This window comes from Actinomadura nitritigenes, assembly GCF_017573545.1.
Taxonomy (GTDB): domain Bacteria; phylum Actinomycetota; class Actinomycetes; order Streptosporangiales; family Streptosporangiaceae; genus Spirillospora; species Spirillospora nitritigenes.
In genome coordinates, this window is sequence record NZ_JAGEOK010000004.1 from 1 (window position 1) to 12,410 (window position 12,410).

General features: G+C 74.6%; 4 protein-coding genes. 2 read left to right on the plus strand and 2 right to left on the minus strand.

Annotated elements, in window-relative coordinates; translation table 11 throughout:
- Nucleotides 1-191 precede the first annotated feature (191 nt).
- Both ccrA and J4557_RS06350 read right to left on the minus strand, forming a co-directional pair.
- Nucleotides 192-1,511 carry a crotonyl-CoA carboxylase/reductase gene (gene ccrA / locus J4557_RS06345; protein ID WP_208265499.1) on the minus strand — a complete coding sequence of 440 codons (1,320 nt, stop codon included), beginning with the start codon at nt 1,509-1,511 and terminating at the stop codon, nt 192-194.
- Between the two features lie 39 nt (nt 1,512-1,550).
- Nucleotides 1,551-8,087 (minus strand): type I polyketide synthase, encoded by a 6,537-nt coding sequence (locus tag J4557_RS06350; protein WP_208265500.1) that lies wholly within the window; start codon nt 8,085-8,087, stop codon nt 1,551-1,553.
- Between the two features lie 291 nt (nt 8,088-8,378).
- Between J4557_RS06350 and J4557_RS50740 the strand changes: the two genes are divergently transcribed.
- Nucleotides 8,379-11,165, plus strand: a complete 2,787-nt coding sequence (locus J4557_RS50740) for an MDR family MFS transporter (protein ID WP_307799465.1) — start codon at nt 8,379-8,381, stop codon at nt 11,163-11,165.
- A 9-nt stretch (nt 11,166-11,174) separates the two neighbouring features.
- A complete protein-coding gene (locus J4557_RS51555; RefSeq protein WP_307799467.1) occupies nt 11,175-12,407 on the plus strand; it encodes a glycosyltransferase in 1,233 nt (410 codons plus the stop codon).
- Nucleotides 12,408-12,410 lie beyond the last annotated feature (3 nt).

Below are 12,410 nucleotides of genomic sequence, written 5' to 3' on the forward strand. Positions count from 1 at the left end.
ACCGTGCATTAGCGTGGGCCATGAAGACCTCCGAGACGGGTGAAGACGGCTATCTCCACCGCACTCGGAGGTCTTCGCTTTGATCAACCACCAACCCGGCGTGTCACCAACCTCGTGACCGAGTACAGCTAGTCGGCTCGCGGCGTGCCGGCGTTCCCGGAACGGCGGCACGCCGCGAGGCGGCGGGGCGGTCAGCGGCGGTAGAGGTTGAACTTGTCCTCGCCGATGCGCTCGCGCAGCGCCGGGTCGTCGACGCCCTGGCCCTCGCCGGTGGCGCCGCAGAGGACGGCGACCTTGCCGATGTGCTGGTTCGTCTGGACGGCGCGGGTCGCCTCGCCCGCCTCGTCCAGCGGGAACGACGTCGACAGCGTCGGGTGAATCATGCCGAGCGAGAACAGCCGGTTCACCTCGACGGCCTCGTGGTAGTTGAAGCCGTGCGAGCCGATGATGCTCTTCAGCCGCATCCACAGGAACCGGTTGTCGTACTCGTGCTTGTAGCCGGTGGACGAGCCGCAGGTGACGATCTTGCCGCCGCGCTTGGCGACGTACACGGACGCGCCGAACGTCTCGCGGCCGAGGTACTCGAACACGATGCCGGGGTCCTCGCCGACGCGGCTGCGGATGGCCTCGCCGAGGATGCGGCCCGCCTTCGGGTTGCGCAGGCCCTGCTCGCCGAGGTTCAGCTCGTTGCGGTTGATGATGTGCTCGCAGCCCTGCGCCCGGACGATCTCCGCCTTCTCCTCGGAGGAGACGACGCCGACCGGGATGCCGCCGCCGTTGCGCACCAGCTGCGTCGCGAACGAGCCGAGCCCGCCGGTCGCGCCCCAGATCAGCACGACGTCGCCCTGCTTCATGCGGGCGCCGTGGGTGCCGACGAGCATCCGGTACGCGGTCGCGGCGCACAGCGTGTTGGAGCCCGCCTCCTCCCAGGTGAGGTGCGCGGGCTTCTTGATGAGCTGGTTCGCCTTGACGATGCAGTACTCGCCGAGCGACCCGAAGTTGGTCTCGAAGCCCCAGGCGAGCTGCGACTCCGACATCATGCCGTCGTCGTAGGAGCCGTGGTCCTCCTCGTCCACGTAGGACGGGGACAGGACGACCTTGTCGCCGACCTTCCAGTTCTTCACGCCGGCGCCGGTGCGGACGACGACGCCGGAGCCGTCGGAGCCGAGGATGTGGTACGGCAGGTCGTGGCGGGCGCCGTACCAGCCCTGCCGGCCGAACTTCTCCAGGAACGCGAACGTCGGCACCGGCTCGAAGATCGCCGACCAGACCGTGTTGAAGTTGATCGCCGCCGCCATCACCGCGACCACGCACTCGTCGGGCGCCAGCTCCGGCATGTCGACCTCGCCGACGTGCAGGGACTTGCGCACGTCCTTGTCGGTCTGCCCGTCGAAGATGCCGACCTCGTCCTTGCGGGTGAACGCGGCGCGGAACCGGGTCGGCAGGTCGATCTCCTGCAGCTCGGGTCCGCTCGCTCCGGACCGGACGGCGTCGAGCAGGTCGTGGGCCATGGGTGTCCTCCGTGGAACGACGGGTGGGGGGCGCGGCCCTCAGCGGGCCAGAGTTGACCGTGCCGCGGTCCGGGCGCGGCCGGACGCGTCCCGCGCGTCCGGGCCGCCCGCGGGCCGCCGGGTTGCGCCGTCCGCGCCCGCGGCGCGTCCGGCGAGCCGGCCCTCCAGGTGCGCGGCGAGGATCTCCACGCCCGGCGGGTCCAGCAGGTTCAGGTGGTGCACCCCGGGGATCGTGACGATCTCCAGGTCGGAGCAGAGCCCGCCGAAACCGTTGGTTCCGTCGAGCACGTAACGCGCGTCGCGCACCGCCCAGGGGGTCTCTTCGGGCGCGTAGTAGAGGATGACCCGGCCGTCGTAGGGCCGGGGCTGGTACGCCTCCAGGGATCGGGTGTCCTGGTGGGACGTGAGCTGGTGGGTGAGGGCCGCCGGCGGGATGTAGTCCACCAGCGGCGCCGCCCGCTCCATGACCAGCGCGAACTGCGCCTCCTCGTCCAGCCCGGACAGCTCGTCATAGCCGAGCGTGACATCCAGGCCGTACGTCTCGTTGATGTAGTCGGCGAACGCGGAGAACCGGCGGGCGAGGGTGTCGGACTCGTCGTCCACCGCGAGGGGGATGCCCGCGTCGAACAGCGCGACGAACTCGACCTCGCGTCCCGCCGCCCGGAGCTGCCGGGCGGTCTCGTAGGCGAGGACCCCGCCGAACGACCAGCCGCCGAGCCGGAACGCGCCCTCGGGCTGCGCCTCCAGCAGGTGCCGGACGTAGCGGGCGGCGCGCTCCTCGACGGGCGGCGCGTCCTCGAACCGCTCCAGGCCGTAGACCGGCTGGTCGTCGCCGAGCAGGTCGATGAGCTGCCGGTAGCAGGCGGTGGTGCCGCCCGCGGGGTGCGCGATGAAGATCGGACGGCGGTCCCCGGTCGGCTTGAGCGGCCGGACGGTCTGCCTGGCGGCCTCCTCGTCGGCGGCCCGGATGACCTCGGCGACGTTCTCCGCCGTGGGGACCTCGAACAGCTCGCCGCGCGTGACCTCGCCGCCCAGTTCCGCGGCGACCATCGCGACGACCTGGTCCGCCTGGTGCTCCTGCCCGCCGAGGTCGGCGAAGAAGTCGGCGGTGACGCCGACCCGGTCGAGGCCGAGGACGTCCTCGAAGATCCGGACGGCGAGGCGCTCGGCGGCGTCGCGCGGCATCACGTAGCCCGACTCGGCGTTGGAGACGGCGGTGGGGGCGGCGGCGCCGGCGAGGCCCAGCTCGCCCGACGCCCACTCCTCGAACACGTTCACGCTCGCGCCCTGCAGCAGCACGGACGGCGGGACGGTCAGGCCGAGGTCGTGCTCGACGCCGCTCTTGATCCGGACGGCGACGAGGGAGTCCAGGCCGAGGTCGGTGAGCGGGACGGCGGGGTCGAGGCGCTCGGGGTCGAACCCGAGGACGGACGCGATCCGGTACCGGATCCGCGCGGCGATCAGCGCGCGGGCCTCGGCGGGGTCGAGCTCCTCGAGCGCGCCGACGCCGGGCCAGTCGCCCGCGTCGTCGGCGCCGCGCTCGGCGGCGGCCTCGGTCAGCGCCGCGAAGTACGGCATGGAGCGGATCTCGGGGAACAGCTCGACGGCCGTGACCGGGTCGAACCGCAGCACACCGGTCGCGGTCAGGCCGTGCGCGAGGACCGCTTCGAGGGCCTCGGCGCCCTCCTCGGGGCTGATCGGGTCGATGACGGTCACCGCGGTCTCGGCGGCGCCGCCGACGCGCGACCAGGTCCCCCAGTCGATCGCGGTGCCGGGGCGGCCGTGCGCCCGGCGGTGCGCGGCCAGCGCGTCGATCGCCGCGTTCGCCGCCGCGTACGCGGCCTGGCCGGGCGAGCCGAGCAGCGCCGCCGCCGACGAGTGCAGGATGAACCAGTCGAGGTCCGCGTCCCAGGTGGCGTCGCTGAGCCGCCGCGCGCCCTCGACCTTCGCCGTCCACACCCTGTGGAGATCCTCGGCGCCGAGGTCGGCGATCAGCCGGTCGTCGATCGCGCCGGCGCCGTGCACGACGCCGCGCAGCGTCAGGCCGCCCTCCCGCGCGGCCTCCAGGAGGCGCTCGGCGGTGCCGGGCGCGGCGATGTCGCCGAGGACGACGCGGACGTCCACGCCGCCGTCGCGCAGGTTCGCGATCGCCTTCTCGGCGTCGGGGCCGGGCCCGCTCCGGCCGGACAGCACGACGCGCCCGGCGCCGCGCTCGGCCAGCAGCCGCGCGGTGACCAGGCCGATCCCGCCGTACCCGCCGGTGATGACGTAGGCGCCGCCGCGCCGGACGATCTTCTTGGGCTTCGCCTCCCCGGCGGGAAGGGCGGCCTGCGCGAGGCGCGCGACGTACCGTTTCCCGCCGCGCCAGGCGACCTCGCGGGCGTCGCCGCCGCCGAGCAGTTCGCCGACGAGGTCCGCCGGGCGGTCGACGTCCACGAGCGTCGCCCGCTGGACGGTCCGCTCGAACGCCAGGACGCGGGTCAGCGCGGCGGCGAACCCGTGCCCGGGCTCGCCGGCCTCGCCGCCCAGGACGGGGACGGCGCGGTGCGTCGCGACGTACAGGCGCGGGCCGTCGGGCAGCGAGCGGCTCGTCTCCGCGATGGCCAGCACGAGGTCCTCGTCGACGAGGTCGGCGGACGGGACGAGCACGACGCCCTCGACCTCGGAGACGTCGCCCAGGTCGGTGAAGCCGGCGAGGCCGCGGCGGACGGCGCGGCGGCCGCGCTCCTCCAGCCCGGCGGCGGTCGCCGCGGCGAGGGCGTCGCCGTCCTCGGCGAGGATCAGCCAGGCGCCGCCGCCCTCGCCGGGCTCGGCGGCCTCGGACTCGTCCCACACCGGCTCGACCAGCTTGTCCGCGACGGGGACGGGGACGTCGTGGCGCTCGGTGCGGCGCAGCACGATGCCGGTCGCCTCCACGAGGATCTCGCCGTCCGCGCCGAGCAGGAGGACGGAACCGGTCATCTCGCCGTCGTCCTGGGCCGCCGCCACGCGGACGTGCCCGCCGCGATGGGAGGGCCCGTGCACGCGCAGGCTCCCGATCGTCTCGGCGAGCCAGACGCCGCCGCCCGCGACCGCCGCCGCCTCCGCCGACAGCGCGGCCAGGCAGCGGTCGAACACCTCGGGGTGCAGCCGGTAGTGCCGCGACCCGCGCTCGGCACCCGCGACCTCGGTCGCCGGGCCGTGCTCCGCCGCGGGGGCGGGACGGGCGTCCTCGCCGACGTCCGCGCTGGCCAGCCGCGTCCACGTGCCCGCGGGCGTCAGCGCGTGCACCTCGACGCGCTGCTCGGTCTCGGCGAACGTCGTCGTGACGGTCGTGTGCCCGGCGAGCGCGAGCGGGCGCTCCATCCACAGGCTGTTGACACGGACGGCGTCGCTGCCGAGCGCCGTCGCGCCCGCCGCGAGCGCCATCTCCGCGAGCGCCGCGACCGGGAGCACGGGCAGGCCGTGCACGGGCAGGCCGGCCAACCACGGCTGCGCGTCCAGGCCGACGTCGGCGCGCCAGGCGTGCCGGTCCTCGCCGGGCAGCTCGACGTGCGCGCCGAGCAGCGGGTGCTCGTCGCGGCCGCCGCGGTCGCGCGCCGACAGGTCGACCCAGTGGCGCTCGTGCCGCCACGGCGACTGCGGGACGTCCACGATCCGGCCGTCCGCGGGGGGCGCGACGGCGAGGCCGTGCGCGGCGAGCGTCGCGAGCTGCGCGTGGAACGTCAGGGTGTCGTCGGTCTCTTGCCCCTTCGGCGCGCGCTTCAGCGTGTGCGTGACCAGGGCGCCGCTGCCGCCGAGCGTCTCACCGACCGCGTGCGCGAGGATCGGGTGCGCGTTGACCTCGACGAACGTCCGGAACCCGTCCTCGGCCGCCGCCGACACCGCGTCCGTCAGCCGGACCGGGTTGCGCAGGTTCGCCGCCCAGTACCCGACGTCCAGGCGGGCGTCCTCGCCGTCGAACGCGCGCGGGTCGGGCAGCGCCGTCGTGTAGAGCCTGATGCCGTCGGCGAGCGGCGTGCCGGGTTCGAGGCCGACCTCGGCGAGCCGCTCGCGCAGGTCGGGCAGCAGCGGGTCGACCTGCGGGGAGTGCCCGGCGCCCTCCGCCTGCACCATCCGGGCGAGGCGGCCCTCCGCCTCCGCCCGCCTGACGATCTCCTCGACCTGGCCGGCGTCGCCCGTCACGACCGTCTGCTTCGGCGACGAGTGCACCGCCGCGTACACCTCGGGCAGGCCGTCCGCCAGCCGCTCGACCTCCTGCGCCGACGCGCCGAGCACCGCCATCGCGCCGCCGCCGACCAGCCGCGTCAGCAGCTTCGACCGGCGCACGATCACCCGCACGCCGTCCTGCGGGGTGAGCGCGCCCGCGACGACCGCCGCCGCGACCTCGCCCATCGAATGCCCGATCACCGCGCCCGGCACGACGCCGTACGACGCCCACATCCGCGCCAGGCCGAGCTGGATCGCGAACAGCACCGGCATCGTGTCGGCGGGGCCGTCCGGCTTGCGGCCCTCCTCGAGCAGCGACCACAGGTCCGGGCCGCCCTCCTCGGCGAACAGGCCGTCCAGGTCGTCGATCGCCTCGGCGAACGCCGGCTCCTCCTCCAGCAGCCGCTGCGCCATGCCCGCGCGCTGCGCCCCGTACCCGGAGAACACCCAGACCGGACGTCCCGGGACGCCGAGCGCCGACCCCGTCACCACGCCGGGGTGCGGGCGGCCCTCCGCGAGCGCCTTCAGTCCCTCGACCAGTCCGGCGCGGTCGCGGGCCGACACCGCCGCGCGGGACCGGCCGCGGCCGCCGCGCCGGTGCAGCGTCCGCGCCACGTCGGCGAGCTTCACGTCATCGCGGTCCGCGACCCACTCCGCGAGGAGCGCGGCATGGTCGCGGACGCGGTCGTCGCTCGTGTCCGACAGCGGGAACGTCCGCACGACCGCGGGATGGCTCACGGCCTCCTGCTCCGGAGCCTCCTCCAGCAGCACGTGCGCGTTCGTCCCGCCGAACCCGAAACCCGACACGCCCGCCCGCGCCGGGTGGCTCCGCTCCGGCCACGGCGTCTCGTCCGCGACCACCCGGAGGCGCAGCTCGTCGAACGGGATGTGCGGGTTCGGCTCCTTGTAGTGCGCGCTCGCCGGGATCAGCCCGTGGTGCAGCGCCAGGACGGTCTTGATCAGCCCCGCGATGCCCGCCGCCGACTCCATGTGGCCGAGGTTGCTCTTCGCGGACCCGATCAGCAGCGGCTCGTCCGCCGCGCGGCCCGCGCCCAGCACCTCCCCGACGGCCTTCGCCTCGATCGGGTCGCCGAGGAACGTGCCCGTCCCGTGCGCCTCGACGTAGTCGACCTCGCCGGTCGCGACGCCCGCCGCCGCGTACACGTCCCGCAGCAGCGCCCGCTGCGCGTCCGAGTTCGGCGCCACCAGGCCGTTGGACCGCCCGTCGGAGTTGACGCCCGACCCCCTGATCACCGCGAGGATCCGGTCGCCGTCGCGGACCGCGTCCGACAGCCGCTTCAGCACCACCGCGCCGCAGCCCTCCGCGCGGACCATCCCGTCCGCCGACGCGTCGAACGCCTTGCAGTGCCCGTCCTCGGCCGTCGCGTCCGCCAGGTCGAACGTCATCGTCACCGTCGGCGACAGCAGCACGTTCACGCCGCCCGCGAGCGCCACGTCCGCCTCGCCGCTGCGCAGCGCCTGCACCGCCAGGTGCGTCGACACCAGCGACGACGAGCACGCCGTGTCCACGATCATGCTCGGGCCGCGCAGGTCCAGCAGGTACGACAGCCGGTTCGCGATGATGCTCAGCGCCGCGCCCGTCGCCGTGAACGGCTCCAGCGACGCCAGGTCCGACGCGGTGAACGCGGCGTACTCCGGCGCCGAGACGCCCACGAACACGCCGGTGCGGCTGCCGCGCAGCGACGCCGGCCCGATCCCCGCGTGCTCGAACGCCTCCCATGCCACCTCGAGGACGAGGCGCTGCTGCGGGTCCATCACCGCCGCCTCGCGCGGCGTGATCCCGAAGAAACCCGCGTCGAACTCCGCCACGTCGTCCAGGAACCCGCCGAGCCGCGTCGTCCGCGCCAGCAGGTCGCCGACCTCGGGGGAACCGTCGTCGAACGCGTCCCAGCGGCCGTCCGGCACCTCCCGGATCGCATCGCCCCGGCCCGTCAGGAACCGCCAGTACTCCGCCGGCCCGGTCAGGTCGCGGTCGCCGCCGGGGAACCGGCAGCCGATCCCGACCACCGCGATCGGCTCGTCGTCCCGCGCCGCCGCCCGCGCCGGCGCCGCCGGGGGCTCCGCCTCGGCGGCGCCGGCGCCGCCCGCGAGCGCGCGGGAGAGCTTGTTGATCGTCGGGTGCTCCCACACCAGCGTCGCGGGAAGCGCCCGGCCCAGCATCTGCTCGAGGTCGCCCGCGATCGCCACCGCGTCCCGCGACGCCAGCCCGAACTCCTCCAGCGGACGGTCCGGGTCGACCTCGGCCTCGGCGATCCTGGAACGCCGCGCGATCTGCTCGATCAGGTGGCGGCGAATCTCGTCCTCGCCGATCCTGGGGTCGCCCTCCGCGTTGTCCCGCGCGGCTCCGGAACGATCGTTGCTCTGCATGCGGTGGGTTCCCCCCATGAAACCGGGATCGTTCATCGAAGCGGAGGGACCACTTTGTCCTACGGTGACCGGCTCACGATGCGCATCCAGACCACTTTTCTCCCCCGCCACTTGTCACGGCGATGACAAGACTCGGCGGTAACCAATGTGGCCTGATGGGATAGTTGAGGGACTCTGCCCTAACAGTGGGCCGAGTGACCGGATGCCAACCAATAGTAACAATAGCCACGAACGCTTTTAGGGGGAAGCGGCGGATTTCCCGGTGGCACGGGACCCCCGCCGCAGGATCAGGTGACCCGGGGCCGATACCGATGGGCGCTGGCGGTGGTGGCCGTCAGCGCGTTCATGACCACCATGGACAACACGGTGGTCTTCACCGCGCTGCCCAGGATCATGGCCGACCTCGGCATGTCGTCCTCCGCCAAGGACTGGGTCGCCACCGGCTACATCCTCATGTTCTCCTGCCTGATGATCACCGGCGGGCGGCTCACCGACATCTACGGCTGCCGCGTCACCTTCACCACCGGCATGATCGTCTTCACCTCCGCCTCGGCGGTCTGCGGCCTCGCCCACACCTCCGAGGTGCTCATCCTCGCCCGCATCGTCCAGGGCGGCGGCGCCGCGCTCGTCCTTCCCGCCACGCAGGTCATGGTCACCGTCGGGCGCAACGACAAGCAGCGCTCCATCGGCAACATCGTCTTCATCGGCGCCGCGTCCAGCGCCACCGCGCTCGGCCCCACCATCGGCGGCATCATCGTCGAGCACTTCCACTGGGGCTGGATCTTCCTCATCAACATCGTCCCCGGAATTCTCGTCATCCTGCTCGGCGCGGTCGTCCTCACCGGCCGCAGCAAGAACCCGCACGCCCGCATCGACCTGCCCGGCGTGCTGATCTCCGCGACGATGCTGTTCGCCTTCATCTACGGCCTGGAGGACGGCAACAAGCACGGCTGGTCCGACCCGTCCGTCCTCAGCACCTTCGCCCTCGGCGCCATCGCGCTCGCGTGCTTCATCGTCGTCGAGAGCTGGGCCCCCGACCCGATGATCGACCTGCGGTTCTTCCGGAACCGCGTCTTCACCGGCGGGCTGGTCTCGCAGATGCTCTACGGCATCGGCTTCAACGGCATGATGTTCTACTCCCAGCCGTTCCTGCAGCGCTTCCTCGGCTTCTCGCCGCCCGAGGCCGGCCTCGTCATGCTGCCCCCCGCCCTCACGATCATGGTGCTGACCCCGGTCGCGTTCCTCCTCGCCACCAAGATCGGCCCGCGCCCCGCCATCGGCGCCGGCATGGCCCTCATGGGCGTCGGCATGGTCCTGTTCTCCACCCTCGAGATCGGCGACGGGTACGCCGACCTCATGCCCGGGGTCCTCCTCGTCGGCGTCGGCGCCGCCCTCGCCATGCCGCTCGTCATGTACGTCCTCAAGGCGGTCCCCGAGAAGCGCGCCGGCGTCGCGAGCGGCGTCATCAACGTCATCCGCGAGGCGTCCGGCGCGTTCGGCATCGCCATCGTCGGCCTCCTCATCCAGACCGTCCCCGACGAGGGCGCGAGCGCCAAGGCCCTCGAGTCCTTCCGGCAGGGCACCTCCTCCGGGCTCGTCCTCGGCGCCGCCCTCGTCCTCGTCGGCGGCGTCATCAGCGCCCTCACCCTGCCCAGCCGGCGCGGCTGGATCGGCCCCAAGCACGGCAAGCAGGCCCCCCTCGTCGCCGAACCCGCCGCCGCCCGCCCCGAACCCGCCCTCGCCACGGTCACCGCCAACGCCACGGTCACCGCCACCGCCACCGCGACCCCCCGCGACCCGCTCCCCGTCGTCCCGGGCCCGGACCCCGTCGGCGCCGTCCCCTCCGCCGACCCCGTCCCCGCGCCCATCCCCCTCCGGACGGAAACGGATCCCATGGCCGCACCGCGCACCCCCGGCCCCCACTGGTGGAGCGACACCCCCGACGACGACGCGCCCGCCACCTGGCGGCCCACCCCGCCCGACGCGACGTCCCCCTGGCAGGACTGGGCCGACACCGCCATCCCCACCTGGACCACCCCCGCCGAGGAGCCACCGCCGCCGCCCACCAGCAAGTGGTTCGACGACGAATCCGCCGCCCGCTCCCGCGGCACCCTCCCGCCCGACGACGACCCCCTCTCCACCCTCCCCGACCGCTGGACGCCCGGCGGCTCCCCACTCGCGGCACCCACTCCCAGCTCGGAGCCCATCGCCGCCGCCCTCCTTCAGGAGCTGGCGTCCCGCGGCAAGAGCCCCTCGACCGCCGGGTCCCCGGAGGCGACCGCACCTCAGGCCGAGGCGCCCGGCACGGCACCGTCCGTTCACGCCCAGCACTCCGGCGCGGCAACCGCCCCCCTCGCGCCTGACGCGGAGGCCCCCGACCTGGCGGGCGCCTCGGCGGCGAGCGGCGGGGACGCCGGACCCACGGGCCCCACCGAGCCCGAGGACGGCAGCACTCTCGACCAGGCCGGGGAAGACCGGCCCGCGGGCGGCCCCGGCCAGGTCGCGAACGGCGGGCACGACGCCCCGCCGGTGCCCTCGGCCGCCCAGGGCGCCGAGCCCGACGCGGCACTCGGGACGTCACGTCCGGAGGCCGCGAGCGCCGTGCCGCCACCGCCGGTCGCGTTGACCCTGGAGGGCGCCGACCCGCTCGGCACCACGACGACGGACGCGCCTCCGGAGACGCCCGAGCGTCCAGCCGACGACCCCGGCGAGGCGACGGCGCCTGCCCGGGGTTCTGAGCCTGGTGGCGCGCCTGCGGACGGCGCGGAGCGGCCCGGACCGGCGGAGCTCCAGGAGGACGGGCCTCGCGAGGCGGGCGTTCCGGGCGGGGAGCCCGGGGACGCCTGGGTGGCCGGGCGCGGAGGCGCGGCGGCCGTGGCCGAGGCCGAGGCCGAGGCCGAGGCCGTGGCCGTGGCCGAGCGCGAGGGGGACGGGGCCGCCGCCGAGGAGGGTCCGGAGGTCGGAGGACCGGGGTGGCCCCCGCCGCCGCCGGACGGATGGCTGTACACGCCGTACGCGCCCGAGGACGAGGACCCGTCCGGCGAGCCGTCGGCCAGTCCGCGTAGCGACGCCTGGTAGGGAGCTGCCGTGAGCCGAATCGTGATCTTCGCCGCGGGTTCGCGGGGGGACGTCCAGCCGTGCGTGGCGCTCGGCCGGGCGCTGCGGGAGCGGGGTGACGAGGTCCGGCTCGTCGCGAGCGCCCGGTACGCACCGATGGCGATGGCGGCGGGGCTGGAGCTCGCGCCGCTGACGGCCGATCCGACGGAGATCCTGGAGTCGGACGCGGGCCAGGATCTGCTGGCGGGCGGGCGGAATCCGGTGAGGTTCCTCGGCGGGTTCCGGCGCATCCTCGGGCCGATGGCCGAGTTGCTGCTGGGCGAGTGCCTGGACGCGTGCAAGGGCGCCGACCTGATCCTGGGTCCGACGCTGGGTTTCCTGCCGGAGCACATCGGCGCGCATCTCGGCGTGCCGCGGGCGCTGATCCATTTCCAGCCGAGCCAGCCGACGGGGGCGTTCCCGCATCCGTTCGTGCCGCAGGCGCGGATGCTGGGCCGGTGGGGGAACCGGGCGAGCTTCGGGGCGGTCGACCAGATCGCGTGGCAGCTGTCGCGGCCGTTCATCAACCCGTGGCGGGACGAGCGGCTGGGACTGCCGCGGCTTCCGCTGCGGGGCCTGCGCCGGGACGGCACGACGGTGCTCGCGTGCTTCAGCGAGGCCGTGGTGCCGCGTCCGAGGGACTGGCCGGCGAGCGTGCACATGACCGGGTACTGGTTCCTGGACGAGCCGGAGTGGGAGCCGCCGAAGGAGGTCGCGGCGTTCCTGGAGGCGGGCCCCGCGCCCGTCTACGTCGGGTTCGGGAGCATGGTGCCGAAGGACGCGGACATGACCGGGCGGGCCGTCCGGGCGGCGCTGCGGCTGGCCGGTGTGCGCGGCGTGGTGCAGGGCGACCCGGACACGTCGGACGACGAGGTCCTCGCGGTGCGGGACGTCCCGCACTCGTGGCTGTTCCCCCGGATGTCGGCGGTCGTGCACCACGGCGGTGCCGGGACGACTGCGGCGGGCCTGCGGGCCGGGGTGCCGACGGTCGTGTGCCCGTTCTTCGGCGACCAGCCGTACTGGGGGGAGCGTGTCGCCGCGCTCGGCGCGGGGCCCGCGCCGCTTCCGTTCCGCGCGATGACGGTGCCGCGCCTCGCGCGGAAGCTGCGGCGCGTCGCCGAGGACCAGGAGATGGCCGACCGGGCCTACGAGGTGGGCCGGCGGATCCGGGCGGAGGACGGCGTGGGCCGCGCCCGGGACGTCATCGACGGGCTGCTGCGCTGAGGG